General features: G+C 68.0%; 20 protein-coding genes. 9 read left to right on the forward strand and 11 right to left on the reverse strand.

The genetic code is table 11. The features are described from left to right. Positions 1 to 49: 49 nt before the first annotated feature. From L2Y94_RS16425 to leuS, 7 genes are all read right to left on the reverse strand, one after another. The gene (locus L2Y94_RS16425; protein WP_247369299.1) at positions 50 to 607 is read right to left on the reverse strand and encodes a Maf family protein; all 558 of its coding nucleotides are present in this window, start codon (positions 605 to 607) and stop codon (positions 50 to 52) included. Positions 608 to 619: 12 nt separating this feature from the next. Further along, the gene (rlmH, locus tag L2Y94_RS16430) at positions 620 to 1,090 is read right to left on the reverse strand and encodes a 23S rRNA (pseudouridine(1915)-N(3))-methyltransferase RlmH (RefSeq protein ID WP_247369302.1); all 471 of its coding nucleotides are present in this window, start codon (positions 1,088 to 1,090) and stop codon (positions 620 to 622) included. 6 nt (positions 1,091 to 1,096) lie between these two features. Further along, complete coding sequence (gene rsfS / locus L2Y94_RS16435) at positions 1,097 to 1,492, reverse strand: ribosome silencing factor (protein WP_205118131.1); 396 nt, start codon at positions 1,490 to 1,492, stop codon at positions 1,097 to 1,099. Positions 1,493 to 1,606: 114 nt separating this feature from the next. Next, positions 1,607 to 2,248 carry a nicotinate-nucleotide adenylyltransferase gene (gene nadD / locus L2Y94_RS16440; protein WP_247369306.1) on the reverse strand — a complete coding sequence of 214 codons (642 nt, stop codon included), beginning with the start codon at positions 2,246 to 2,248 and terminating at the stop codon, positions 1,607 to 1,609. Further along, the gene (holA, locus tag L2Y94_RS16445; RefSeq protein WP_186448198.1) at positions 2,245 to 3,249 is read right to left on the reverse strand and encodes a DNA polymerase III subunit delta; all 1,005 of its coding nucleotides are present in this window, start codon (positions 3,247 to 3,249) and stop codon (positions 2,245 to 2,247) included. The genes nadD and holA overlap by 4 nt, the downstream gene beginning before the upstream one ends. A 19-nt stretch (positions 3,250 to 3,268) precedes the next feature. Further along, positions 3,269 to 3,802 carry an LPS-assembly lipoprotein LptE gene (locus L2Y94_RS16450; RefSeq protein ID WP_247369309.1) on the reverse strand — a complete coding sequence of 178 codons (534 nt, stop codon included), beginning with the start codon at positions 3,800 to 3,802 and terminating at the stop codon, positions 3,269 to 3,271. 2 nt (positions 3,803 to 3,804) lie between these two features. Further along, complete coding sequence (gene leuS, locus L2Y94_RS16455; RefSeq protein WP_247369312.1) at positions 3,805 to 6,552, reverse strand: leucine--tRNA ligase; 2,748 nt, start codon at positions 6,550 to 6,552, stop codon at positions 3,805 to 3,807. Positions 6,553 to 6,730: 178 nt separating this feature from the next. Here leuS and L2Y94_RS16460 point away from each other — a divergent pair, with 178 nt between their 5' ends. Further along, a complete protein-coding gene (locus tag L2Y94_RS16460; RefSeq protein WP_247369314.1) occupies positions 6,731 to 8,332 on the forward strand; it encodes a peptide chain release factor 3 in 1,602 nt (533 codons plus the stop codon). Positions 8,333 to 8,497: 165 nt separating this feature from the next. On the opposite strand, the gene L2Y94_RS16465 is transcribed toward L2Y94_RS16460, so the two are convergent. Further along, positions 8,498 to 10,159: an FAD-dependent oxidoreductase gene (locus L2Y94_RS16465; RefSeq protein ID WP_247369317.1), complete on the reverse strand. Its 1,662-nt coding sequence runs from the start codon at positions 10,157 to 10,159 to the stop codon at positions 8,498 to 8,500. Between the two features lie 100 nt (positions 10,160 to 10,259). Here L2Y94_RS16465 and L2Y94_RS16470 point away from each other — a divergent pair, with 100 nt between their 5' ends. From L2Y94_RS16470 to rapA, 8 genes are all read left to right on the forward strand, one after another. Then, entirely contained in the window at positions 10,260 to 11,168 is a 909-nt protein-coding gene (locus tag L2Y94_RS16470) for a CPBP family intramembrane glutamic endopeptidase (RefSeq protein WP_247369319.1), read from the forward strand. 98 nt (positions 11,169 to 11,266) lie between these two features. After that, positions 11,267 to 14,911: a response regulator gene (locus L2Y94_RS16475; protein WP_247369321.1), complete on the forward strand. Its 3,645-nt coding sequence runs from the start codon at positions 11,267 to 11,269 to the stop codon at positions 14,909 to 14,911. A 1-nt stretch (position 14,912) separates the two neighbouring features. Then, on the forward strand, positions 14,913 to 15,752 hold the full coding sequence (locus L2Y94_RS16480; protein WP_247369324.1) for a CheR family methyltransferase: 840 nt from the start codon (positions 14,913 to 14,915) through the stop codon (positions 15,750 to 15,752). Beyond that, on the forward strand, positions 15,749 to 16,318 hold the full coding sequence (locus L2Y94_RS16485; protein WP_247369339.1) for a chemotaxis protein CheB: 570 nt from the start codon (positions 15,749 to 15,751) through the stop codon (positions 16,316 to 16,318). The genes L2Y94_RS16480 and L2Y94_RS16485 overlap by 4 nt, the downstream gene beginning before the upstream one ends. Continuing rightward, positions 16,315 to 17,307 (forward strand): diguanylate cyclase domain-containing protein, encoded by a 993-nt coding sequence (locus tag L2Y94_RS16490; RefSeq protein ID WP_247369356.1) that lies wholly within the window; start codon positions 16,315 to 16,317, stop codon positions 17,305 to 17,307. The genes L2Y94_RS16485 and L2Y94_RS16490 overlap by 4 nt, the downstream gene beginning before the upstream one ends. Before the next feature lie 305 nt (positions 17,308 to 17,612). Next, on the forward strand, positions 17,613 to 19,913 hold the full coding sequence (locus tag L2Y94_RS16495) for a catecholate siderophore receptor Fiu (RefSeq protein WP_247369373.1): 2,301 nt from the start codon (positions 17,613 to 17,615) through the stop codon (positions 19,911 to 19,913). A gap of 18 nt (positions 19,914 to 19,931) precedes the next feature. Next, positions 19,932 to 20,609, forward strand: coding sequence for a Fe2+-dependent dioxygenase (locus L2Y94_RS16500; RefSeq protein ID WP_247369390.1), 678 nt, complete (start codon positions 19,932 to 19,934; stop codon positions 20,607 to 20,609). A 172-nt stretch (positions 20,610 to 20,781) separates the two neighbouring features. Continuing rightward, on the forward strand, positions 20,782 to 23,613 hold the full coding sequence (rapA, locus tag L2Y94_RS16505; RefSeq protein WP_247369393.1) for an RNA polymerase-associated protein RapA: 2,832 nt from the start codon (positions 20,782 to 20,784) through the stop codon (positions 23,611 to 23,613). A gap of 28 nt (positions 23,614 to 23,641) precedes the next feature. On the opposite strand, the gene L2Y94_RS16510 is transcribed toward rapA, so the two are convergent. The 3 genes from L2Y94_RS16510 to L2Y94_RS16520 all read right to left on the reverse strand — a co-directional run bounded on the left by L2Y94_RS16510 (position 23,642) and on the right by L2Y94_RS16520 (position 26,153). Then, complete coding sequence (locus L2Y94_RS16510) at positions 23,642 to 24,301, reverse strand: rhomboid family intramembrane serine protease (protein WP_247369396.1); 660 nt, start codon at positions 24,299 to 24,301, stop codon at positions 23,642 to 23,644. Between the two features lie 13 nt (positions 24,302 to 24,314). After that, entirely contained in the window at positions 24,315 to 24,842 is a 528-nt protein-coding gene (gloA, locus tag L2Y94_RS16515; protein WP_247369399.1) for a lactoylglutathione lyase, read from the reverse strand. A gap of 180 nt (positions 24,843 to 25,022) precedes the next feature. Further along, positions 25,023 to 26,153, reverse strand: coding sequence for an IS481 family transposase (locus L2Y94_RS16520; RefSeq protein WP_247375101.1), 1,131 nt, complete (start codon positions 26,151 to 26,153; stop codon positions 25,023 to 25,025). Positions 26,154 to 26,248: the final 95 nt, after the last annotated feature.

Here is a 26,248-nt window from a genome sequence, read left to right on the forward strand (position 1 = left end):
CCCCTCTCCTTCAATTCCCGCGCTTTATAGCCCGCGCGAGGATGACCTGTCACTGACCCCTGAGGAGTCGGGAAGTTTCGTGCAAGGGCAAGCCCATCACACCCGAATACGTGCCGGAAAGGTATTCCACGAAGGCCGCGGCACGGCCCTGGATCGCATAAGCGCCGGCCTTGCCTAACCATTCGCCGCTCTCCACGTAGGCCGCGATGTCGGCCGCCGAGAGGGTAGCGAAGCGTACCGTGGAAAGCGCCATCGCTTCGTGTTCGCCGTCGGCGTCGACGAGCCAGACCGCCGAAAGCACGCGGTGCTCCACGCCCGACAGGCGGCCGAGCATGGCCACCGCGTCGGCCGCGTCGCGCGGCTTGCCGAACACTTCGTCGCCGAGGATCACCTCGGTATCGGCGGCGAGCACGCGCGCACCGGCTTCATGCGCCACCGCCGCGAACCCCGCCAGGGCCTTGTCGCGCGCCACCCGCGACACGTAGGCCTCCGGCGTCTCGCCCGGGCGCCGCACCTCCTCCACGTCGACGTCGAGCGTGCGATGTTCCACGCCGATCTGGCCGAGGAGTTCGCGACGGCGCGGTGACTGCGAAGCCAGGTAGAGCACGAGGCGGTTCCTTCAGGCGCGGTGGTAGGGATGGCCGGCCACCAGGGTGGTGGCGCGGTAAAGCTGTTCGGCCAGCACCAGCCGCACGAGCATGTGCGGCAGCGTGAGCGGCCCCAGCGACCAGCGCTGGTCGGCACGCGCCAGCACGTCGGGCGCGTGGCCGTCGGGGCCGCCGATGAGGAAAGCCAGGTCGCGGCCGCCCATGCGCCAGTGTTCGAGCTGCTGACCGAGATCTTCGCTGGACCAGGCCTTGCCCCGTCCGTCGAGCGCGACCACGTGGATGTCGCGCGGCAGCGCGGCGAGGATGGCGGCACCCTCGTCGAGGATCGCCTTCGCATCGTCGCGCCCCTTGCCGCGCACGCCGGGGCGTATTTCGATCAGTTCGAGCGGAAGCTCATGGGAGAGCCGCTTGCGGTATTCGGAAAAGCCCTCGGCCACCCAGGCCGGCATGCGTTCGCCGACGGCGATGAGGCGCGCCTTCACGCGCGATCAGTCGTTGGCGGCTTCGGGCGGCGCATCGTCGCCGACCGTCCAGAGACGTTCCAGCCCATAGAACTCGCGAATGCGGGGCAGCATCACGTGCACGATGATGTCGCCAAGGTCGACCAGCACCCATTCGGCTTCGGACTGGCCTTCGACGCCGAGCGGCATCACGCCGGCTTCCTTCGCGAACTTGACCACCTCGTCGGCGATCGATTTCACGTGCCGTGCCGAGGTGCCCGAGGCGATGAACAGGACGTCGGCGATGGAGGTTTTGCCACGAACGTCGATTTCGCGGACGTCCTTGGCCTTGAGGTCTTCCAGTGCGGCCGTCACGCGCTGACGCAGGTGCTCGTTGCTGGCGGCGGACTTGGACTTTGCCTTGCGGGGGGCGGGAGAACTCAAGATGCGGAAACCTCGTGCGGCGGAAGTGCCGGGTGCGGTGGATTATACCTTTCCGGGGAGCGGGGCGCGTCAAATGCCCGTAGGCGGAAATTCGGCGAAAACCCGCTTCGCGGCTTAGCGCCCCAACGCCCGGTACGGCGCCAGCAGCGCCTCGTCGGCGAAGCACTCCGACGGCAGCAGGAAGCGCGGTTCGTTCCCCGCCGCGAACGATTCCCGGATCGCCGTGGCGGCGATGTCCAGTGGCGTGATGGGGATATCCAGCACCGTCCCCGCCGGGCCATGCACCCGGTCGGCATGGCGGCCATCGACGAAGTCCGCCAGCTCGCCGTCCAGGGCGTGTGCCCCACCCGGCCGCGTCAGCACGCCGATATGGGCCAGTTCGAACAGTTGCCGCCAGAGGTGCCAGGACGCCAGACCGGCGAAGGCGTCGGCCCCGACGAGCAGCACCAGCGGACGCTCGGGCCCGATCTCCTCGCGCAGCGACGCCAGAGTGTCGACGGTATACGACGGACCGTCGCGATCCAGCTCCCGGCTGTCGATGGTCAGGCGATCCTGGCCGACGAGGGCGGCGCGGAGCAGGGCCACGCGCCCGGCCGCATCGGCCACCGGCGGCGGACGATGGGGCGGGGTGCGGGCGGGCACCATGCGCACCTCGGCGTCGAGCGCCTCGGCCGCCTCCCAGGCACCTCGCAGGTGGCCGTTGTGAACGGGGTCGAAGGTGCCGCCGAGGATGGCGAGCGGTCGCGAATGGCTCATGCGAGGGCCACCGACGCGCGCGGCTCGGCGATGGCGGCCACCAGGCGCTCGGCCTCGAGCCAGGGATTGCCCTGTTCGCGGCCCTTGGCCATGCGGTCGATGCGCGCGGCGCGCGCCAGGCAGGCCATCCAGTGTTCGCGCGGCGCGCGACGCAGGGCCTTGCGGAAAAGCTGTTCGCGCGCCGGCCAGAGCCTCTCGGCCTTCGCCTGCGCGGCGAAATCGCGCGCATTGGCCAAGCGCAGCGCCAATTGCAACTGGTTGACCATCCAGCCCATCAGGGCGATCAGTTCCTCACCCTCGGCATGCAGCCCGGCAAGGATGCGCAAGGCACGCGCGCCTTCGCCCGCGAAGGCCGCATCGGTGAGCTTGAAGGCATCGAACCGGGCGCTGTCGGCCACGAGGCTTTCCAGCGTGGGGGCATCGAGGCGGCGGTCGCCGGCCAGCACCACGAGTTTGTCGACTTCCTGCGCGGCCGCGAGCAGGTTGCCTTCCACGCGTTCGGCAAGCATCGCCACGGCATCGGGCGTGACCTGCAGGCCTCGCGACGCGAGGCGCGCGCCCACCCACTGCACCCATTCGTTCGGACGCGGCGCATTGAAGACGACCTGGATGCCCGCCTGGTCGACGTTTTTCGTCCAGGTCGCTTCGTGCTTGCTGCTCCACTCGGTGGCGGTGATCAGCAAGGTGGTGTCGGGTGGCGGATTGCCGGCGAATTCGGTGATCGCCGCGCCGCCATCCTTGCCGGCACGCCCCCCGGCCAAGCGCAGGTCGAGCAGGCGCCGGGTGGCGAAGAGCGACAGGCCGGCGCTGGCGCGGGCCAGGTCGTCCCAGTCGAAGCGGCTATCGGCCTCGAGCACCTCGCGTTCGGCATACCCCAGGCGCCGTGCCATGGCGCGCACGGCGTCGGCGGCTTCGAGCACCAGCAGTTCCTCGCCCGCCAGCAGGTACACCGGCGCCATGCGATCGCCGGCGAGGTGCTTCTGCCACTGGCCGGCATTCATCGGCACGCGAAAGGCTCCGTCACTGCGCGGCGGGCTTCGCCGCCTGGTGCGCCCCGGCGGCCTGCAGGCGGAACAGGATCGACTGCACCATGTCGCCGATGAGGCTGCGCTGCAGCTCCTCGGTCTGGCTCGCCGTGCCGATGGTGTTGGTGGCGTCGTAGCTGAACTCACGCGACATGTCGACCGACTGGTTCGGCACGAGGACCGCGCCGTCGGGCGCCCGGGCGTTGAAATCCACGTGGTAGCGAACGGCATATTCGGTGACGCGCGCCGTGCCGCTCACGGTGAGCGAATCGGTACGGAAGGTGTTGGAGGTGACCGCCAGCTCGGCCGAATCGGCGCCGGGCTTGTCGACGATCACGGCGCCGGAGTTCTCCAGCGCGCGCGCGAGGTCGCGCTCGAGCTTGCCGCCGCCCGATACCGTGAGGTGGATCTTCTTCATCCCCTCGGGCAGCGATGCCGACTGGCGAAGATGGAAGCCGCAGCCGGCGAGCAGGGCGACGGCGGTGGCGACCAGGACGGCGCGCAACGGGCGGAAACGGTTCAGGCTCATGGTTATCCTGCGACGATGTTGACGATCTTGCCCGGCACGACGATCACCTTGCGTACGGTGAGCCCCTCGAGCTGGGCGACCACCTGCGGCACGGCCTTCGCCATGGCTTCGGCCTCGTCTTTCGACGCCGACGCCGGCACCTCGATGGTAGCGCGAAGCTTGCCGTTGACCTGAACCGCGTAGGTGAGCGAATCGCGCACCAGGGCCGAGGGATCCACGACCGGCCAACCGGCGTCTTCGACCAGGGTTTCCCCATGGCCCAGCACCTGCCACAGGGCGTGGGCGACGTGCGGCGTGAACGGATTGATGAGCAGCACCACGGCGGTGAAGGCTTCCTGGCGCAGGGCCACGCCTTCTTCGCTGGGGTCGTCGAAGCGGTTCAGCGCGTTGAGCAGTTCCATCAGCGCGGCGATCGCCGTGTTGAAGGACTGCCGGCGCCCGATGTCGTCGGTGACCTTCTGGATGGTTTCGTGCAACTGGCGACGCAACGTCTTGCGCGCGGCTTCGCCGGCCGGGTGGGCACCCTGCCCCTTGCCACCCTCGGCGTGCGCGGTCACGTCGCGCCACAGGCGGCGCAGGAAGCGGGCCATGCCGTCCACGCCGGCCTCGTTCCATTCCAGCGACTGGTCGGGCGGCGCGGCGAACATCGAGAACAGGCGCACGGTGTCGGCACCGTAGCGGGCGATCATCGCCTGCGGGTCCACGCCGTTGTTCTTCGACTTGGACATCTTCTCGGTGCCGCCGATCTCCACCGGCTCGCCGTCGCTGCGCAGCGTGGCGCCCACGATGCGGCCGCGCTCGTCGCGCCGCACGTCCACGTCGGCCGGGTTGAACCAGGTGCTGGAGCCGTCGGCTTCCTTGCGGAAGTAGGTTTCGGCGATGACCATGCCCTGGCACAGGAGGTTGGTGGCCGGCTCGTCGCTGTCGACCAGCCCCTCGTCGCGCATGAGCTTGTGATAGAAGCGGAAGTACAGCAGGTGCAGGATCGCGTGTTCGATGCCGCCGATGTACTGGTCGACCGGCGTCCAGTAATTGGCGCGCTCGTCCACCTGGCCGTTCGCGCCGGGGCTGGTGTACCGCGCGTAATACCAGCTCGATTCCATGAAGGTATCGAAGGTGTCGGTTTCGCGCTCGGCCGGGCCGCCGCAGTTCGGGCAGGTGGTCTTGCGCCACTCCGGGTCGGCCTTGATCGGCGACTGCACGCCGGAGAATTCGACGTCTTCGGGCAGCACCACCGGCAGCTGGTCCTCCGGCACCGGCACCGCGTCGCAGGTGGGGCAATAGATCACCGGGATCGGGCAACCCCAGTAGCGCTGGCGGCTCACGCCCCAGTCGCGGATGCGCCAGTTGACCCGGCGCTCCCCGCGGCCGGCGGCTTCGAGCTTCGCGGCGATGGCGTCGAACGCGGCGTCGAAATCGAGGCCGTCGAATTCGCCGGAATTCACCAGGTAACCGTGTTCCGTGTAGGCACCGGCTTCCTGGATGTCGCTTTCGAAGGTGCGCACGGTTTCCACCGCCGCGGACGTGGCGTAGGCGTCCGAATGGCCGCCGTCGAGCGCGTTCTGGGTGGCGTCGGTGGCCTCGCCCCTGCCCAGGTCGCGCTTCATTTCGGCCAGCGCGTCGAGCACGCCGCGGTCGACGACCACCATCTTGATCGGCAGCGAGTACTTCTGGGCGAACTCCCAGTCGCGCTCGTCGTGACCCGGCACGGCCATGACCGCGCCGGTGCCGTAGCCCATGAGCACGAAATTGGCGACCCACACCGGCACCTTCTCGCCGGTGATCGGGTGCACGGCGTCGACGCCCGTGTAGTAACCGCGCTTTTCCTGGGTTTCCAGCTCGGCCTCGGAGACGCCGCCGGACTTGCAGCTCTCGATGAATTCAGCCAGCCCCGCGTTGCCCTCGGCGGCACGCACGGCGATGGGATGCTCGGCGGCCACGGCCACGTAGGACACGCCCATCAGGGTGTCCGGGCGCGTGGTGAACACCTTCAGCGGCTCGGCCTGGCCCTCCACGTCGAAGGTGATTTCCAGGCCCTGCGAGCGGCCCAGCCAGTTGCGCTGCATGGTCTTGACCGCCTCGGGCCAACCGGGCAGCGTGTCGAGGCCGTCGAGCAGCTCCTGCGCGTAAGCGGTGATCTTGAGGAACCACTGCGGGATCTCGCGCTTCTCGACGACGGCGCCCGAGCGCCAGCCGCGGCCGTCGATGACCTGCTCGTTGGCGAGCACGGTCTGGTCGACCGGGTCCCAGTTCACCACGCTGTTCTTGCGGTAGACCAGGCCCTTCTTCATCAGGCGCGTGAACATCACCTGTTCCCACTGGTAATACTCGGGGCGGCAGGTGGTGACCTCGCGGGTCCAGTCGTAGGCGAAGCCCATGCGCTTCAACTGCTCGCGCATGTGCTCGATGTTCTTGTAGGTCCACTTCGCCGGCGCGGTCCGGTTCTTGATCGCGGCGTTCTCGGCGGGCAGGCCGAAGGCGTCCCAGCCCATCGGCTGCAGCACGTTCCTGCCCTGCTGGCGCTGGAAGCGGCTGATCACGTCGCCGATGGTGTAATTGCGCACGTGACCCATGTGCAGGGCACCGGAGGGGTACGGCAGCATCGAGAGGCAGTAGTACTTCGGCTTGCCGGCGTCTTCGGTCACCTCGAAGGCGCGCGTGTCCTGCCAGAAGCGCTGGGCGGCGGTCTCGACGGCGTCGGGGGCGTAGCCGCCCTGGTCGCGCGTTCCCTGGTCGTGGGTGTCCTGCATGGTGTCTGGGTACCGGATGAAAGGCTGAACGGCCGCCCCGTCGGGGCACGGCGCTTAATCGCGGGAGACTATCCCACGGGGCGCCCGGGGCCAAGCCCGAGGCGTCCGGGCCTACCCTCGGCGTGGTCCAAATCCGCGCTAGAATAGACGGTTAGCCCATCGACACTCCTTCGCATTCATGGCCACACACCTCTCCGAAACCCGGCGCCGGCGCAGCTTCGCCATCGTCAGCCACCCCGACGCGGGCAAGACCACGCTGACCGAAAAGCTGCTGCTGTTCGGAGGCGCGATCCAGATGGCCGGCTCGGTGAAGAGCCGCAAGGCGGCCCGCCACGCCACCTCCGACTGGATGGCGCTGGAAAAGGAGCGCGGCATCTCGGTCACCTCGTCGGTGATGCAGTTCCCGTACAACGACGCCATCGTCAACCTGCTCGACACCCCGGGCCACGCGGACTTCTCCGAAGACACCTACCGCGTGCTCACCGCGGTGGACTCGGCCTTGATGGTGATCGACTGCGCGAAGGGCGTCGAGGAACGCACCATCAAGCTCATGGAAGTGTGCCGCCTGCGCGACACGCCCATCATGACGTTCATCAACAAGCTCGACCGCGAGGGCCGCTCGCCCATCGAACTGCTCGACGAGGTGGAATCGGTGCTGGGCATCGCCTGCGCGCCGCTTACCTGGCCCATCGGCATGGGGTCGCGCCTGAAGGGCGTGTACCACGTGCTGCTCGACGAAGTGCACGTGTTCGAACCGGGCAAGAACTTCACCCGCCAGGATTCCACCATCTTCCAGGGGCTCGACCACCCCGAACTGGCGGCCCGCATCGGCGAGGAAGCCTTGAGCGACCTGCGCGACGAACTGGAGCTGGTGCTCGGCGCCTCCAACCCGTTCGACATCGAGGCCTACCTCGCCGGCAAGCAGACGCCGGTGTTCTTCGGCTCGGCGGTGAACAACTTCGGCGTGCAGCTGCTGCTGGACTTCTTCGTGGAGCACGCGCCCGCGCCGCGCTCGCGGCAGACGCTCACCCGCGAGGTGAAACCCGAGGAAGAGAAGCTTTCCGGCTTCGTCTTCAAGATCCAGGCCAACATGGACCCGGCCCATCGCGACCGCGTGGCCTTCATGCGCATCTGTTCGGGCACGTATACCGCCGGCATGAAGATGCAGCAGACGCGCACGGGCAAGGAAGTGCGCATCGCCAACGCGCTCACCTTCATGGCCTCCGACCGCGAGATCGTCGAGACGGCCTACCCCGGCGACGTGATCGGCCTGCACAACCACGGCACCATCACCATCGGCGACACCTTCACCGAAGGCGAGCCCCTGTCGTTCACCGGCATCCCCAACTTCGCGCCCGAGCTGTTCCGTCGCGCGCGCCTGCGCGACCCGATGAAGATGAAGGCCTTGCAGAAAGGCTTGGCGCAGCTGTCCGAGGAAGGTGCCACGCAGTTCTTCCGCCCACTGATGTCCAACGACCTCATCCTGGGCGCCGTGGGCGTACTGCAGTTCGACGTGGTGGCCTATCGCCTCAAGGACGAATACAACGTCGACGCGAGCTTCGAACAGGTGGGCGTGGCCACGGCGCGCTGGATTCACTGCGACGACGCGAAGAAGCTCGAGGAATTCCGTGAAAAGAACGCGGCCAACCTCGCCATCGATGCGGCGGGTGAGCTCGTTTACCTCGCGCCGACGCGGGTGAACCTGCAACTGGCGCAGGAGCGTTGGCCGCAGGTGCGCTTCTCGGCCACGCGCGAGCATGCGGCATCGGTCGAGGTTTGAGTTCTCGCTCCGCAGGATTCGCCGATGCGATCGGCTCCCACCCCTTCGGTAGGCGGCCTGTCGAAAGCCGGTCCCACCTGGTGAGCTTGTTAGCCGATCTTCGCAACCTGGCTACCGGAGGGGTGGGAGCCGATCGTATCGGCGAAGGGGCTTGCGACGAACCGCCTACATCGGCGACGGATTCAGGAACCGGTGGATGGCCTGCACCACCACCGAGCCCTCGCCTACCCCCGACGCCACGCGCTTGATCGATCCCGAGCGTACGTCGCCCACCGCGAACACGCCGCGCAACGTGGTGGCATAAGGCGACGGCGTGGCGAAACCGTCCGCGTCGCGGCCGGTGAGCACGAAGCCCTTGCGGTCGAGGTCGAGGCAATCCTTCAGCCATGCCGTGTTCGGCTCGGCGCCGATCATCACGAACAGGCTGCCGATTTTCTTTCGCGTCTGCGCGCCGGTCTTGCGGCAGAACCAGCCCACCTCGCGCAGGTAGGTGTCGCCATCCACGTGGTCGACCTGGCAATGCGAATACAGCGTGATGCGCGGCGACTGCATGATCCGCTGCACGAGGTAGTCGGACATCGTCGCGGCGAGGCCCTCGCCGCGCACGAGGATGTGCACGTGCGCCGCCGTGCGCGCCAGGAACACCGCGGCCTGCCCGGCGCTGTTGCCGCCGCCGACCACGACCACTTCCTCGCCGGCGCACAGGGTGGCCTCCATCGCCGTGGCGGCGTAGTGGATGCCCTGCCCCTCGTAGCGTTCGTAATCCACCTGGTCGAGCTTGCGGTAGCGCGCGCCCGTGGCGATCACCACCGACTTCGCCGTCACGACGTCGCCGCTGTCCAGGTGCAACCGGTACGGACGGCCGGCGCAATCCATCCGCTCGACCGAACGGGCGACGGCCACGTGCGCGCCGAACTTCATCGCCTGCACGTGCGCGCGGCCGGCGAGGGCCTGCCCGGAGATGCCGGTGGGAAAGCCCAGGTAGTTTTCGATCTTGGAGCTGGTGCCGGCCTGGCCGCCCGGCGCCAAGGCCTCCAGCACCAGCGTGTCGAGCCCTTCCGATGCGGCGTACACGGCGGCGGCGAGACCCGCGGGGCCCGCGCCGATCACCGCCACGTCGTAGGTGTGGTCGGCGTCCAGCTCGATGGTGATGCCCAGTTCGTCGGCCAGTTCGGCGGTGGTCGGACAGCGCAGCACGCGACGGTCGGGCAGGATTACCACGGGACACTCCGTCGCGTCGATGCCGCATCCGTCGATGAGGTGCCTGGCGTCCTCGTCGACGTCGGTATCCAGCAGGCGGTACGGATAGCCGTTGCGGATGAGGAAGCTGCGCAGGCGCACCGTATCGGCCGCGTGCGCGGAGCCGGCCAGCGTCACGCCGCCCGTGCCGGTCTGGATCAGCTCCACGCGGCGGAGGATGAACGCGCGCATGAGGATCTCGCCGATGTCCGGCTCACCCGAGACCAGGCGGCGGAAGGCGGTCGTGTCCAGGCGGATCAGGCGGCTGTCGGAGCCGGTGCGGGCGTTCACCATCGCCTGGCGGTCGCTGAAGAGGTCCACCTCGCCGGTGAACTGGTTCGCCTCGTGCACCACGAAGATGTTCGGCTCGCCATCCTTGCCGACGTCGAAGATCTCGATCGAACCCTCGACGACGAAGAAGCAGTCGATGTGGCGCTGTCCGCGACGGAACAGCACCGTGCCGGCCGGCACGCGTTCCTCCACGCCGTAGCCGGCGATGCGGGCGCCCATGTCGGCGTCCAGATGCGGAAAGACCTGTTCGCGGCGGTTCATCGGACTGGACGGGTCGTTCGGGTTCGGCTTGCTCATGGGGGGGTCCGTCGGTCGCGCGAGAGGGATGGGATGATGAGCGTATCCGGCACCATCATGCCTGCGTAGACTGCACGCGCAAACCCACCCTGAGGCCGACATGACGCCGACCGCATCCCGACCTGGCCTCGCCGCCCGCATCGCCCGTTCCGCACCCGGCCGCCTGGTGATCTTCTTCGCCGGCATGGCCCTGATCGGGTTCGTCGCCGGACGCGTCTATGCCGGCCTGGGCCTGCCCGCCGGCCCGATCGCCTTCGACGATGTCACCCCTCTGATCCAGGCCTTCCGCCTCGCGCCCGTCGTGCTGGCCTACTGGCTGCTGGTCCGCTCGGTCGAATCGCGACGCGTCCACGAGCTCGCGCCACGCAAGGCGGTTCCCCACCTGTTGCTGGGCCTGGCCGGCGGTCTCGCCGCGATGTCGCTGGTCGTCGGTGCGCTCTGGGCGATGGGCGTCTATGTGGTGACCGGCGTGAATCACGACGCGCACTGGCTCGGGCCGATCCTCGTGCTCGGCGTGGGCGCGGGCGTCGCCGAGGAAATCGTCAGCCGCGGCGTGATCTTCCGCGTCGTCGAAGAGGGGCTCGGCACCTGGGCCGCCCTGCTCGTGTCCGCCGCGGTCTTCGGCGGCGGACACCTATGGAATCCGAACGCCACCGTATGGAGCGCCGCGTGCATCGCGCTGGAGGCGGGCCTGCTGTTCGGCCTGCTCTTCCACGTCACGCGCTCGCTGTGGGTCTGCATGGGGGCCCATGCCGCCTGGAACGTGGCGGAGGGGCCGCTCTACGGCACCCCCGTATCGGGTTTCGACCAGCGCGGCCTGCTGGTCTCGCACCTGCAAGGACCGGAATGGCTCACCGGCGGCGCCTTCGGCGTGGAAGCGTCCGTGGTCACCCTCGCCCTGGGCTCGGCCATCACCGCCGCCTGCCTGTCGGTCGCCGTGTCCAGGCACAGTCTCGTGCCTCCATTCTGGCGACGCCGTTCGAGCTCCACGCGAACGGATCGCGGATAATGTGTCGGCCGCCAAGGACGGGGCGTACCGTTTCGATGTAACACCGTAGTAGAGCGCCGGGCACCGCGCCCCGTCCCCGTTCCCCCACCGGTCATCGCATGTCCAACACAACGCAGCGCACCTGGCTGGCCGACCAGCCCTTGCAGCGCAAGATCGTCCTCGCCATCGGCGCCCTCCTGGCGCTGTTCGTCGCCGCGTGCGTCGCCAACCTCGTCACCCTGTCCAGGGAAGCGGACACGCGGAACTGGTCGTCGCACACCTACGTGGTGCTGCTGACCCTGGCCCAGGTGGGCAACGACGCGCAGTCGCGCCAGGTCGCCTCGCGCGGCTACCTGCTGAACCAGTCGCCCAACGAATTCGCCGACTTCGAAAACGCCGACCGCGACCTCGCCAAGAGCATGGCCGAGCTGCGTCGGCTCACCGCCGACAACCCCTTGCAACAGGGCCGCATCGACCGCCTGCAGGACATGCTCGACCGTTGGAAGACCGAAGTCCGGACCATGGGCCTGGATCCGGTCCGCGCGGTCGGCGACGCGGTCTCGCCCGAGGCGGTCATGAAGCGCGACGCCATCCGCCACGAATACCTCTCGCGGCGCACGATCCTCATGAGCGACGTCAACCGGTTGATCGACGAGATGTCGTCCACCGAACGAAACCTGCTGGACCGCCGAAACGAAGCGCTGGACGCCACGCTGGCGACCACGCGCTACGTCAACGTCGCCTCGCTGCTGGCCTGCCTGCTGCTCGGCGGCGTGGTGATCTGGATGACCGCCCGCCTGATCACCCGCCCCATCGTCGAGATGACCGGGCTCATGACCCGCCTGGCGAACCATGACCACACCATCGAGGTGGACCAGCGCGACCGCCGCGACGAGATCGGCAAGATCGCCCGCGCGCTCCAGGTGTTCAAGGAGATGTCCATCGAGACGGCGGGCCAGTCGTGGATGAAATCCTCGGTCACGGCCATATCCAACCGCCTCCAGGAAACCACCAGCTACCGCGAGTTCGCCGATGCCCTGGTCGGCGAACTCGTCCCGACGCTGAAGGCCGGCGTGGGCGTGTTCTACGTGTACCGCGAAGAGACCGCCCGCCTCGAACTGCTGGGCAGCTACGGCTTCCGCCAGCGCCGCCACGTCGCCGTCGACTACGCGATGGGCGAAGGCCTCGTCGGGCAGGCCGCCGCCGAACGCCGCGGCATCGTGCTGCAGGACGTGCCGGACGACTACACCCGCATCCATTCGGGCACGGGCGAAGCCTCGCCGCGCAACGTGATCGTGATGCCCGTGGCTTCGCGCGACGCCCTGCTCGGCGTGGTCGAGATCGCCAGCTTCGCCCATCTCACCGACATCCAGCAGCGCCTGCTCGACGAGCTGATGCCGATCGTGGCGCTCTCGCTGGAAAACCTGGCCCGCGCGCTGCGCACCAGCGAATTGCTGGAGCGTACGCAGAGCCAGGCCGACGAGCTGCGCGCCTCCGAAGAGGCCCTGCGCAGCCAGCAGGAAGACCTGCGCGCCACCAACGAAGAGCTCAAGAACAAGACCGCCGAACTGGAGGAGCAGTCGCAGCGCCTGGTCGCGTCGGAGGAAGAGCTGCGCGTGCAGACCGAAGAGCTGCATGCCTCCAACGAAGAGCTGCGGGAGAAGAGCGCCACGCTCAACCAGCAGAAGGACGCCCTGGAACTCCTGCAGAAGGACACCCAGGACAAGGCCGAGGAGTTGGCCCGCGCCAGCCAGTACAAGTCCGAATTCCTCGCCAACATGTCGCACGAGCTGCGTACGCCGCTCAACAGCCTTCTCATCCTGTCGCGCAGCCTCGCCGACAACGATGAGGAAAACCTCACCACCGAGCAGGTGGAATCGGCCCGCATCATCCACGACGCGGGCAGCAACCTGCTGCGCCTCATCAACGACATCCTCGACCTGTCCAAGGTCGAAGCGGGCAAGATGGAGCTGGCGGTCGACGCCTTCTCGCTTGCCGACCTGTCGCGCATGCTCGGCCGCACCTTCAACCATGTGGCCCAGGAAAAGAGGCTCGCCTTCGAGGTGACCCTCGAACCCGGCCTGCCCGAGACGATCCGCACCGACGGCGGCAAGCTCGAGCAGGTGGTGAACAACCTGCTCAGCAACGCCTTCAAGTTCACCTCCGAAGGCGGCGTCAGGCTGCGCATCGGCCGTCCCGGCGCCGACGTGCGCGTGCCCGAGGGGCTGGATCGCGCCCATGCCGTCGTCATCGCCGTGACCGACAGCGGCATCGGCATTCCCGCCGACAAGTTCGATCGCGTCTTCCATGCCTTCGAGCAGGTGGACGCCAGCACGAGCCGCCAGTACGGCGGCACGGGGCTGGGCCTGGCCATTTCGCGGCGCATCGCCAACCTGCTCGGCGGCGACATCTCGCTGGCGAGCGAGGCCGGCAAGGGCAGCACGTTCACCCTCGTGTTGCCGGAGGACGCTCCAGAGTCCGGGGAGCGGCCGCAGCCGGTGCCGCTGCAACAGGCCGCGGCCGAAGCCACGCTACCGCTGTCCCCGGCGCTCATCGCCGAGACCATCGACGACGACCGCGCCATGATCGCGCCGGGCGACACGGCGATCCTCGTGGTGGAGGACGACCCCGCCTTCGCCCGCATCCTCGCCGACATGATCCATCGCAAGGGCCATCGCGTGCTCGCGGCGGGCGACGGCGAATCCGGCCTGGCGCTGGCGAGGCAATACCGCCCCACCGGCATCCTGCTCGACGTGATGCTGCCGGGCATGGACGGCTGGACCGTCATCGAACGCCTGAAGTCCGATGCCGCCACGCGGCACATTCCCGTGCACTTCATCTCGGCCACCGACGATGCCAGCCGCGGCCTCGAACTGGGCGCCGTGGGCTTCCTCACCAAGCCGGTGAGCCGCGAATCGATCGCCACCGCGTTCGACCGCCTGCTGCACTTCGCCGAAGGTCGCACGCGCCACCTGCTGGTGGTGGACGACGACGCCGACGCGCGCACCGCCGTGCGCACGCTGCTCAAGGACGATTCCATCGTCATCGACGAGGCGGGCTCGGGCGAGGAAGCCCTCTCGCTCGCCACCGGCACCGACTACGACTGCATCGTGCTCGACCTCGGGCTGCCCGGCATGTCCGGCATGGAATTCCTCGAGCACCTGTCACGCCTGGGGCACACGCCCCCCGTGGTGGTCTACTCCGGCCGCGACCTGTCGCGCGAGGAGAGCATGCGTATCCGCCAGTACACCGACAGCATCGTGGTGAAGGGCGCGCGCTCGCCCGACCGCCTGCTCGACGAGGTGAGCCTGTTCCTGCATTCGATTCGCCACGGCGGCCGGGCACAGGCCGCCGCGCAGGGCACGGGCATCGACGAAGCCGACCTGCGTGGACGCCGCGTGCTGCTCGTGGACGACGACATGCGCAACCTGTTCGCGTTGTCGAAGGTGCTGCGCGCGAAGGGCATCGACGTCATCATGGCGCAGGACGGCCAGAAAGCCCTCGACACGCTCGACCGGGACCCGGGCCTCGAACTGGTGCTGATGGACATCATGATGCCGGTGATGGACGGCTACGACACCATGCGCGCCATCCGCGCCAAACCGGCGGTCGCCCGGGTGCCGATCATCGCGCTCACCGCCAAGGCGATGCGCGGCGACCGCGAGAAGTGCCTGGAGGCCGGTGCCAACGATTACCTCTCCAAGCCGATCGACGTCGACCGCCTGCTGTCGATGATCCGCGTGTGGTTGCCGGCGAGGGATTGAGGTGGACGTCGAGGACATCGAGATCCAGCTCTTCGTGCAGGCCATGCGCCTGCGCCACGGCCACGATTTCAGCGAATACGCCCCGGCGTCGCTGAAGCGCCGCGTGCAGCAGCTGGTGCGCACGCACGAGAGCGGCACGGTGGTGCGCCTGGTGGATCGCATCCTGCACGAGGAAGGATTCCTCCCGCGCGTCATCGAAGGCCTGTCGGTGCCCGTGTCGGAGATGTTCCGCGACCCGGCCGTGTTCCGCTCGCTGCGCGACAAGGTGCTGCCGGTGCTGGCCTCCTACCCGGAGATCAACATCTGGCAGGCGGGCTGTGCGCATGGGCAGGAGGTGTACTCGCTCGCGATCCTGCTCGAGGAGGCCGGGCTGTACGAGCGATCGCGCATCTATGCCACCGACTTCAACGACGCGGCCCTCGCCGTGGCCGCCGAAGGCATCTACGCCACGCGCGAGGCGCGCGTCTGGTCTCGCAACTACATCGAGGCGGGCGGCTCGCATTCCTTCAGCGACTATTACAGCGCACGCTACGACTTCATCAAGCTCGACCAGCGCCTGCGCCGCAACGTCACCTTCCTCAACCACAACCTCGTCACCGACGAGGTGTTCTGCGAAGCCCACCTGATCCTCTGCCGCAACGTGCTGATCTATTTCAGCAACGCCTTGCAGGACCGCACCCTGGGCCTGTTCCGCGACAGCCTCGTGCGCGGCGGCTTCCTCTGCCTGGGGACCCGCGAGAACATCGACTTCTCGCCCGCCGCGTCGTGCTTCACCCATATCGACGGCGCCTTGCGCATCTATCAGCTGGGCGGCTCCGGCGCGAAGGCGCTGAAGAAATGACGGCCCGCGCGGCCATCGCGATCGGTTGCAGCGCGGGCGGCCTGGTCGCCCTCGAACGCCTGCTGCCCGGTCTCGATCCGCGCCTGCCCGTGCCGATCGTCGTGTGTTGTCACACGGGCTCGCCGGACGTCGGCCTGCTCGTGGAACTGCTCGGACGCCACAGCGTGTTGCCGGTCAAAGAGGCGCACGAGCGCGAAGCCGCCGATCCGGGCACCGTGCACGTGGCCCCCAGCGGCTACCACCTGCTCGTCGAATCCAACTTCCACTTCTCCCTCAGCGTCGACGCGAAAGTCGCCTATGCGCGCCCTTCGATCGACGTCCTCTTCGAAACCGCTGCCGCCGCCTGGCGTGAACGGCTCGTCGCCGTACTCATGACCGGTGCCAATTCCGACGGAGCGCAGGGCCTCAAGGCCGTGCGCGACACCGGAGGCTACGCCATCGTGCAGGATCCCTCCACCGCCGAAGCCGACGTGATGCCCCGTGCGGGGCTGGATATCGCCGGTGCCGACGCGTGCCTGCCCCTGGACGCCATCGCGGCCGCGCTCAACCGACTCTGCATGTCATGAACAGCACCCGCCCCAAGATCCTCGTCGTCGACGACACCCCCGCCAACCTCGTCGCGATGCGCCGCCTGCTCGCCCGCGTGGACGCGGACATCTACGAAGCGGCCAGCGGCAACGACGCCCTCGCGCTCTGCCTCGACCATCGCTTCGCGCTCGTGCTCCTGGACGTGAACATGCCCGAGATGGACGGCTTCGAGGTCGCGCAATTCATCTCCGACAACGACGGCATGGGCGAAACGCCGATCATCTTCGTCACGGCCGCCTATGCCGACGACATCAACCGCATCCGCGGGTACACCGCCGGCGCGGTCGATTACATCGCCAAACCGATCAACGACGTGATCCTGCAATCCAAGGTGAAGGTCTTCCTCGACCTGTACCGCGCCCGCGCCCTGCTGCAGACCGCGCTGGACGAATTGTCGCTGCGCAACGAACAGCTCACCCGCGAGGTGAAGGAGCGCACGCGAATGGAACAGTTGGTGAGGCACCAGGCCATGCACGACGCCCTGACCGGCCTGCCCAACCGCACGCTGTTCCGCGAGCGGCTGGAAAGCGCCATCGCCACGGCGAACGACGGTGGCCATGCGTTCGCGCTGGCCTACATCGACATCGACGGCTTCAAGGGCGTGAACGACAGCCACGGTCATGCCGCGGGCGACGAACTGCTGAAGGCCATCGCGGCACGCATGACCGCGCGAACGCGCGCCAGCGACACCGTGGCGCGCCTGGGTGGCGATGAATTCGCGCTGCTGCTGGACGGCACCAGCGATGCCGAGAACGCGCTCGCGCGTTGCCGCGCGCTGTGCGAGGCGATCGCCGAACCTTACATGCTCGATGTGGCGGGAGCCCGCGTTCCCGCGCGTATCGGCGCGAGCATCGGGGTAACCTTGTTCCGTGAGGGCGATGCGTACGATCGACTGGTCGCTTCGGCGGACGGGGCGATGTACGAGGCCAAGCGCGGTGGAAAGAACCGTAGCGTTTTGGCGGCCTAGAAAGCCGCATCACCGTCTGGCGAAAACAGACCGCGAGGCGCTGGGGTTCCCGCGTGCGCGGGAACGACGGCCTGCAAGATTCACTTCAGCGCATAAAACCCTTCACGTCGTTCCCGCGCACGCGGGAACCCTGCGCCGTGAGCTTAGGCAAATCGCGAGATCTAATTGCAACTCGTTCTCATTAATATTACGATAAGCTTTCTGTAAGCGCCGCCAGGGGCAACCCAAGCCGTCCACCCGTGAGCCGTCCGGCCCGCGCGGACGCGTGCGTCCCGAATCTCGTCAGCTACAAGGAACCATCCTCCATGGCCTTCATCAAGAGCCGCAAGCACGCCGCTCCCGCCGCGCGCACCGTCGGTGCCGCCGTCCTCCTGACCCTCGCCCACGGCGCCGCCGCCGCTGACGCGCCGCCCCAACAGGCGAAGGTCAACGACGCCCAGGCGCTGCCCGGCATGCAGGTGGAGGCCGACCGCTCGTCCGATTACCGCGTGGATAAGGTGTCCTCGCCGAAGTTCACCCAGTCCCTGCTCGACACCACGCAGTCGATCCAGGTGATCGGCAAGGAGATCATGCAGCAGCAGGGCGCCACCACCCTCACCGAAGCGCTGCGCAACAGCCCGGGCGTGGGTACGTTCTACGTGGGCGAGAACGGCGCGACCAATACCGGCGACGCCATCTACATGCGCGGTTTCGACACCTCCGGCAGCATCTTCGTCGACGGCGCGCGCGACCTCGGCACCGTGTCGCGCGACGTCTTCAACATCGAGCAGGTCGAGGTCACCAAGGGCCCGGACGGCACCGAATACGGCCGCACCTCGCCCACCGGCGCGGTGAACCTCGTCACCAAGCAGCCGGTGCTGGGCAACGGCATCTCCGGCTCGGTGCAGGTCGGCAGTGGGCAGCGCCAGCGTGCCACCGCCGACTGGAACCAGGCGCTCGACGGCGACAAGGCGTTTCGCCTCAACGTCATGGGCCAGGACAGCGGCGTGTACGGCCGCGACCGCGTGAAGAACGACCGCTGGGGCATCGCCCCGTCGTTGGCCTTCGGCCTGGGCACGCCCACCCGCGTGTACCTCGACTACCTGCACATCAAGCAGAACAACCGCCCCGACGGCGGCGTGCCGACCATCGGCCTGCCCGGCTACACCGCGCCGGACAAGCGCGGCTTCCTCAACGACGCCGCCAAGGTCGATCCGAGCAACTTCTATGGCACCGACCAAGACCACGACCGCGACACCCAGGACATGTTCACGGTGATCGTCGAACACGACTTCAACGAGAACCTCGCCCTGCACAACACCTCGCGCCTGGGCCGCACCACGCAGGATTACCTGCTCACCTCGTTCATGGGCTCGACCGCGAACCTGCTCACCCCGAACCCGGCCGATCCGTCCACCTGGACCATCGCGCGCAGCCTGCCCACGTTCAAGCACCAGGCCAACCGCATCGCCACCAACCAGACCAACCTCACCGCGCACCTGGGCGACGGCGCGGTCACGCACGACATCAGCGCGGGCATCGAGCTCACGCAGGAAAAGGCCCGCACGATCGGCTTCGGCGCGCTGGGCGGCAGCACCTGGCCCGCCGCCAACCTCTACGCACCCGACTCCCACGTACGCGGCCTCGTCTACGGCGAAACCGGCGCGCATAGCGACGCCAAGACCACCACCGAGGCGGCCTACCTGTTCGATACGGTGAAGTTCGGCGAACACTGGCAGGTCAACGCCGGCGTGCGCATGGACCACTACAAGACCGAGTTCGACAGCCTCGTGGCCTGCGGCGGCCGCGGCGGCCCCGCCTGCGGTACCCGGCCCACGGGCACCATCGTGCCCGGCGTGGATGCGAGCAAGAGCGACAACCTCTTCAACTACAAGCTCGGCGTGCTCTACAAGCCGACCGCCAACGGCAGCATCTACGTCAACGTCGCGCAGTCGCAGGAGCCGCCGGGCGGCAACACGCTCACGCTGTCCAGCTCGGCCAACAGCGCCGACAACCCGCTGTTCGACCCGCAGAAGGCGCGCACCGCCGAGGTGGGCACCAAGTGGGACCTGATCGACCAGAAGCTGTTGCTCACCGCCGCGCTGTACCGCACCACGGTCACCAACGACGTGGTGCAGGACCCGACCGACCTGCAGTACTACCAGGTGGGCAAGAAGCGCGTGCAAGGCGTGGAAATCACCGCCGTGGGCAAGCTCACGGACAACTGGGCGGTCAGCGCCGGCTTCACCACCATGGACGCCACGGTGAAGAAGGGTACGGTCGTCACGGCCGACGGTTCCGACGACCTGGCCTACACGCCGAAGAAAGCCTTCACCTCCTGGACCACCTATCGCCTGCCCTTCGGCCTCACCGTCGGCGGCGGCGCACGCTACAGCGGGGAACTCAAGCGCGGCACCGACGGCGCGGTGGGCACGCCGGCCTACACCAAGGCCTACTGGGTGTTCGACGCGATGGCGAGCTACCCGGTCAACCCCCACGTCGACCTGCAGCTCAACGTATACAACCTCTTCGACAAGGATTACGTCGCGGCGATCAACAAGAGCGGCTACCGTTACACTCCGGCCACGCCCCGCTCGGCGATGCTGAGCGCGAACATCCGTTTCTGACGCAAGGGGAAAACCACCATGCTCCTGCACGTTCCCGAAGTCCTGAGCAAGGAGCAGGTCGCCGGCATGCGCAGGGTCATGGATGGCGCCGAATGGACCGACGGCCGGCAGACCGTCGGTCCCCAGGGCGCCCGCGTGAAGCGCAACCTGCAGCTGCCCGAGGCCTCGCCGGTGCGCCGCGAGCTGGGCGAGATGGTGCTCGCGGCGCTACGCGTGCATCCGCTCTACCATTCGGCCGTGCTGCCGCTGCGCACGTTGCCGCCGCGCTTCAACCGGTACGAAGGCGGCGGCGAATACGGCTTCCACATCGACGGCGCGGTGATGGGCGCGGGCGACGATACCCATATCCGCAGCGACGTGTCCGTCACCCTCTTCCTCGCCGAACCGGAGGAGTACGACGGCGGCGAACTCATCGTGAGCGACACCTACGGCGAGCATGAAGTGAAGCTGCCCGCCGGCGACGCCATCGTGTATCCGTCCTCGAGCCTCCATCGCGTCACCCCCGTCACGCGCGGTGCACGGGTGGCGTCGTTCTTCTGGGTGCAGAGCATGGTGCGCGACGACGGCATGCGCCGTTTGCTGCTGGAGATGGATACCGCCATCCGCAAGCTGTCGGCCGACGGAGCGGACCAAGGCTCGATCCTTCAACTCACCGGGGTGTATCACAACCTGCTCCGCCGCTGGGCCGAGACCTGAGGCTTTGCATGAATCGCGGACAGGGTCCGCTCCCACCCTCCGGTAGGAAGCCCGCTACCGAAGGGTGGGAGCGGACCCTGTCCGCGATTCATGACCGCGACAACGAAAGGTAGGCATCGCGGCCCGGGGGCGGGATAATCCCTCTCCCCCCGATGTCGGCTCTCCCCCAAGCATGTTCCAACCCGGTCAACGCTGGATCTCCACCGCCGAGCCCGAGCTCGGCCTCGGCACCATTCTTCGCGTCGAGGGACGCGGCGTGCAGGTGCTCTTCGCCAAGGCGGGCGTGCTGCGCCCCTACGCCACCGACAGCGCCCCGCTGGTCCGCGCCGAATTTCGCGCCGGACAGCGCGTTTCGGGCAAGGGCATCGCCTTCCTCGTCGAACGCGTGGAAGAACGTGAAGGACTGTTCGTCTATCGCGGCGAGGGCCGCGAACTCGAGGAAGGCCAGCTCGACGACGAGCAGGCCATGTCGCAGGCCGACGACCGCCTGATCGGGGGCCGTACCGAACCGAACGACCGCTTCGACCTACGCCTGGAGGCCCTGCGCCGTCGCGCCGACGCCCGCCGTTCCCCCGCCTGGGGGCTGGAATCCTCGCGTATCGGATTGGTGCCGCACCAGCTTCGCGTGGCGGGCATCGCCGCCGCGCGGCGGCCGCCGCGCGTGCTGCTCGCCGACGAGGTCGGCCTGGGCAAGACCATCGAGGCGGGCATGATTCTCGCCCGCCAACTGGCCGCGGGTCGTGCCGGACGCGTGCTGCTGCTGTTGCCCGAAACCCTGGTCTACCAGTGGTTCGTCGAGCTGCTCCGCCGCTTCAACCTGTCGTTCTCGATCTTCGACGAGGAGCGCTGCGAGGCCATCGAGCAAGCCAGCGACGGCCGCAATCCCTTCGAGGACGAACAACTCGTCATCGCCGACTTCGCCTTCCTCGAAAGCACGCCGCGCCGCGCGCGCCAGCTCGTCGACGCCGGCTGGGATCTCATCGTGGTGGACGAAGCCCATCACCTGGAATGGGCGCCCGAGGGAGCGAGCCCGCGTTACCACCTCGTGGAGGAACTGGCTGCGGCCACGCCCGGCGTGATTCTGCTGACCGCCACGCCCGAGCAACTGGGCCGGGCCGGCCACTTCGCCCGCCTGCGCCTGCTCGATCCGCAGCGTTACGGCGACCTGGATGCCTATCTCGCCGAAGCGACCGGCTACGCACCGCTGTCCGACCTCGCCAGTGCGCTGGCCGAAGGCAAGACGCTCGACGCCGACCAACGCGCGTTGCTCGCCGAGCGCTTCAAGGGCGACCGCGAACTGGCCCACCTGCTCGATCGCCCCGACGCGGGCGACGCCCTGCTCGCGGCACTGATCGATCGCCACGGTACCGGTCGCGCCATGTTCCGCAACCGCCGCGCCGGCATCGGCGGCTTTCCGCGCCGCGCGCCGGAGATCCTCGCGATCGATCCGGACACGCTGGCACCCGGCCGCCGCGAGGCCCTGCTGGCCGAATTCCGGTCCGATATCCAGCAGCCGCCCGCGCCGTTGGAATTCGACTACGCCGACGATCCGCGCCTCACCGCGCTGATCGGCCTGCTCGACGCGCATCCGGCCGACAAGTTCCTGCTGCTCTGCCGCAGCCAATCCAAGGTGCTCGCCATCGAGGACGCCCTGCGTACCCGGAGCGGCGTCGGCGTGGCCCGCTTCCACGAGGGGCTGGGCATCGTCCAGCGCGACCGCAACGCCGCCTTCTTCGCCCAGCCCGACGGCGCGCGTTTGCTGCTGTGCTCGGAGATCGGTTCCGAAGGCCGCAACTTCCAGTTCGCGCACCGCCTGGTCATGTGGGATCTCCCGCTCGATCCCGACCTGCTCGAACAGCGCATCGGCCGCCTCGACCGCATCGGCCAGAAGCACGACATCACCATCCACGTGCCGGTGCTCGCGCAGAGCGCCCAGCACGTGCTCGCCCGCTGGTACGACGAAGGCCTCGACGCGTTCCGCTCCAGCCCGGCCGACGGCCGCGAGCTGCTGCGCCGTTTCGGTACCCTCCTCTCCTCTCTGGCCGACGAGCATGCGCGCGGCGACGACGATCGCGACCAGGAACTCGACTCGCTCGTTTCCGAGACCCGCGCGGCGCACGAAGAGCTTTCCGCGCTCATCCACGCCGGCCGCGATCACCTGCTCGAACTGGCCGCCAGCCGCGATCCCCACGCCAACGATCTGGCCGAGACCTTCGCGCGCGAGGACGACGACCCGGCGCGCGACGCGTTCATCCAGCGCCTGTTCGAAAGCTACGGCGTGCATGCGGAAGAACTGAGCCGCGACATCGTGCTGCTCGACCCGCAATACCTCTCCATCGACGGCCTGCCCGGCTTCGCGGACGGCCCGCTTTCGGTCACCTTCTCGCGCGAGGTGGCGCTGTCGCGCGACGACCTGCCCCTGCTGCGCATGGACCATCCCATGGTCAACGCCGCGGTCGACCTGCTGGTGTCCGGCGAGGCCGGCAACGCCGCGTTCCTCGTCGACGATGCCCTGCCCGTGCGCACGGTGCTGTTGCAGGCCGTCTACGTGGTGGAAGTGGTGGCCGACCGCACGCTCGACGCCGAACGTTTCCTGCCCGCCACGCCACTCGTGCTCACGGTGGACACGCGCCTGGCCGAACGCCCGGGCTATCGCCCCAGCGACAAGGCCCTGCGCCTTGCCGGCGACCGCAACATCGACGTGGCGCGCTACCGCAAGTTCCTCTCCAAGCTCGTGCCGCCGATGCTCGAACAGGCGAAGGATCTCGCCGAGGCGCGCGCCGAGGTGCTCAAGTACGAAGCCATCGACGCGGCCACGGCGGAGCTGGGCACGGAATACGCCCGTCTGCTAGCGCTGCGCGCGGTGAATCCGTCGATCACGGCGGCCGAAGTCGAGGCGGTGGCCGCCGAACGCGACGCCCTGCTCGCGGCGCTACCCGATGCACGAGTACGCCTGGATGCCGTGCGCTTCGTGGTAAGCCCGGACTTCCTCTCGATGCGCTAGCAGCGGCTTTTGCCTTGCCCGGCAGGAGCTAGCCCTGCCAACGGCGTGGCGGCGGTCGAACGCCCCACGCCCACAGCAATGCCAATCCCGCGATCAGCCCGCCCAGGTGGGCGAAATGGGCCACGCCGGCCAGCGTGCCGGTGATGCCGAAGACGAGTTCCGCCACGCCGTAGAGGGTGACGAACAGCCATGCCGGAATACCGATGGGAATCGGAATGAGGATCAGCTTCTCGCGCGGAAACAGCATGGCGAACGCCCCCAGCAGGCCGAATACCGCCCCCGATGCGCCCACGGTGGGAAACATCCGGTCGGGCTCGAACAGGTAGAGCACCGCCAGCTGCGCCACGGCCGCCGCCACCAGGCACACGAAATAGTAGATCGCGAAGCGCCTCGCGCCCATCACGCCCTCGATGAGGCTGCCGAACATGTACAGGCCGTACATGTTCAGCACGATGTGCATCACGCTGCCGTGGAGGAAGCCATAGCTGACGACCTGCCACGGCTGGAAGCCCAGCGTGGCGAGCTGCCCGTCGCCCGTGTCGAACACCTCGTTGTGGCCGTAGGGCCACAGTCCCAGCCAGCGGGTAACCGCCAGCGTGTCGGCATCGTTCAGCAGCATCTGCAACGCGAACAGCAAGACGTTCGCGATGAGCAGGTTACGGGTAACGGGAAGCAGGCGACCGAACATGGACGGCGATGCCTCAGGCCAACGGCGTGGGCTGGAGGATCTCGATCCAGTATTCGTCCGGATCGCGAATGAAGGCGATGTGGCGCATGCGGCCGTCGGCCAGGCGCTTCTGGAAGGTGACGCCCAGTTCTTCGAAACGCGCGCAGGCGGCATGGACGTCGGGCACGCTCACGCACAGGTGGCCGAAGCCGCGCGGTTCGCTGTTGCCATTGTGGTACGGCGTCGTCGCTTCCTTTTCCGTACCGTGGTTATGGGTGAGTTCGAGCACGCCGCTCTGGCGCAGCACCCATTCCTTGCGCGCGTCGTCGTCATCGGGAATCACCGAGGTATCGCCGACGAGCACGAGGTAGACGATGGTGAAGGCGGCCTCGGCGAACACGTTCTTGTAGACCGGGGTAAAGCCGAGCACGCGCGTGTAGAAATCCAGCGATACGTCGAGGTCGCGCACGCGGATCATCGTGTGGTTGAACACGAAGCCATGGGTGGCCGCATCCGGCGTGGCGGTGACGCCGGGGAGCGAGGTGAGGTCGGAAAGGGGCATGGGGAGGGCTCCGGGGAATTTATCGGTGAAGGGTAGCAGCCCAGCCTATCGTCGTCCCTGCGAAGGCAGGGACCCAGTGTCTTCGCTCGTCCGGAGCGTGACGCACGAGACGCTGGGTTCCTGCCTTCGTGTACAGACCGGGCACATGGTGAACAGGTGTGCCAGGACATGGTGGACACTTTAGTCCAGGTCTCGCAGGTTGACGGTGTCGAGCCAGTGATGACGGAAATACAGGTCATAGATGCCGTCCTGCCCGTCCTGCGGGCGGGCGGCGATGATCTGGGCCTTCAGGGCCGACGACACCGTCAGAGGATGGCCCAGCAGCTGGGTTCGACCTCGCTGGTCGACATGTAACCGCAAGTCATCCGGGCCGTACTCAAACGCCGCGATCCGCTCGGGAAAGGCGCGCGGACTGATCCGGTAACGCTGCACCGGCGTGACCATGCCGATGCCTTCGTGCGGACGCACGTGGTTGTAGATCTCCCGCCAGTGATCCAGCGCCAGGCCCAGCTCCCTGAGGTTGAGGAAAGCCCGGCCGCGCAGCACCTCCACGTCCAGGCTTCGGTGGAAACGCTCGTCCTTGCCGTTGGTCTGGGGATGGAACGGACGGCTGAAACTCACGTGGATACCCAGCTCCACCAGCCACACCGACAAGGTCGACAGATGGCGTGCCGGGCCGTTGCCCACGCCCCACGGCGTGCCGTTGTCCATGTTCATGCGCAACGGCAGCCCGTAGCGACGAAACGCCGCCGTGAGCAGGCGTCGTACCGTCAGGCCTGTCTTATCGGCGTTGTTGGCCAGCACCAGGTTGAAACGGGAGTGATCGTCGAGCACGGTCAACGGATCGCACTGGCCCGCCCCCACCGGCACCGATCCCTTGAAGTCCATCTGCCACAGATCGTTAGGCGCGCTGTGCTCGAAGCGCTGCCAGGGCGTGATCACCGCCTCGGTGGGGCGCCACAGCAGGCCATGGCGACGCAGGATGTGGGTGATCGTGCTGGGCGCGGGCGCATCGCAACCTTCCCGTTCCAGCACCTTGGCCAGCTTGCGCCCGCCCCAATGGGGATAAGTGTGCCGCAGCGCCAGGATACGGGCTTCGGTCTCGGCCGCCGTCTGCCCAGGACTGCGGTGCGGACGACGTGACCGGTCCGCCAGCGGCTCCGCGGCCGCCTCCCGGCGGAGCCATTTATAGCCGGTCGTCCGGCTGATCCCGAACCGCCGGCACAGCGGCGCCACGGGCTGGTCCGGGCGCCGGGCCAGGGCGAGAAACTCGGCACGCAAACTCATGACTGACGCTTCCTTCCAGGGCATGGGATGGGCCTCTGGCCGCCACAGGTTGGCGGTCGAGGTGTAAACCATGTCCTGGCACACCTGTCAGCTATGTGTCCGGTCTATACACCTTCGCA

Source organism: Luteibacter aegosomatis (assembly GCF_023078455.1).
Lineage (GTDB): Bacteria > Pseudomonadota > Gammaproteobacteria > Xanthomonadales > Rhodanobacteraceae > Luteibacter > Luteibacter aegosomatis.

What these genes read in the sequence shown, in the direction of transcription:
- L2Y94_RS16475 (WP_247369321.1), top strand. Translation starts at nt 11,267, where the DNA reads ATGTCCAACACAACGCAGCGCACCTGGCTGGCCGACCAGCCCTTGCAG.
- L2Y94_RS16500 (WP_247369390.1), top strand. Translation starts at nt 19,932, where the DNA reads ATGCTCCTGCACGTTCCCGAAGTCCTGAGCAAGGAGCAGGTCGCCGGC.
- L2Y94_RS16510 (WP_247369396.1), bottom strand. Translation starts at nt 24,301, where the DNA reads ATGTTCGGTCGCCTGCTTCCCGTTACCCGTAACCTGCTCATCGCGAAC.
- L2Y94_RS16465 (WP_247369317.1), bottom strand. Translation starts at nt 10,159, where the DNA reads ATGAGCAAGCCGAACCCGAACGACCCGTCCAGTCCGATGAACCGCCGC.
- L2Y94_RS16470 (WP_247369319.1), top strand. Translation starts at nt 10,260, where the DNA reads ATGACGCCGACCGCATCCCGACCTGGCCTCGCCGCCCGCATCGCCCGT.
- L2Y94_RS16520 (WP_247375101.1), bottom strand. Translation starts at nt 26,153, where the DNA reads ATGCCCTGGAAGGAAGCGTCAGTCATGAGTTTGCGTGCCGAGTTTCTC.
- L2Y94_RS16450 (WP_247369309.1), bottom strand. Translation starts at nt 3,802, where the DNA reads ATGAGCCTGAACCGTTTCCGCCCGTTGCGCGCCGTCCTGGTCGCCACC.
- L2Y94_RS16485 (WP_247369339.1), top strand. Translation starts at nt 15,749, where the DNA reads ATGACGGCCCGCGCGGCCATCGCGATCGGTTGCAGCGCGGGCGGCCTG.
- holA (WP_186448198.1), bottom strand. Translation starts at nt 3,249, where the DNA reads ATGAATGCCGGCCAGTGGCAGAAGCACCTCGCCGGCGATCGCATGGCG.
- L2Y94_RS16490 (WP_247369356.1), top strand. Translation starts at nt 16,315, where the DNA reads ATGAACAGCACCCGCCCCAAGATCCTCGTCGTCGACGACACCCCCGCC.
- nadD (WP_247369306.1), bottom strand. Translation starts at nt 2,248, where the DNA reads ATGAGCCATTCGCGACCGCTCGCCATCCTCGGCGGCACCTTCGACCCC.
- L2Y94_RS16495 (WP_247369373.1), top strand. Translation starts at nt 17,613, where the DNA reads ATGGCCTTCATCAAGAGCCGCAAGCACGCCGCTCCCGCCGCGCGCACC.
- leuS (WP_247369312.1), bottom strand. Translation starts at nt 6,552, where the DNA reads ATGCAGGACACCCACGACCAGGGAACGCGCGACCAGGGCGGCTACGCC.
- rapA (WP_247369393.1), top strand. Translation starts at nt 20,782, where the DNA reads ATGTTCCAACCCGGTCAACGCTGGATCTCCACCGCCGAGCCCGAGCTC.
- L2Y94_RS16460 (WP_247369314.1), top strand. Translation starts at nt 6,731, where the DNA reads ATGGCCACACACCTCTCCGAAACCCGGCGCCGGCGCAGCTTCGCCATC.
- gloA (WP_247369399.1), bottom strand. Translation starts at nt 24,842, where the DNA reads ATGCCCCTTTCCGACCTCACCTCGCTCCCCGGCGTCACCGCCACGCCG.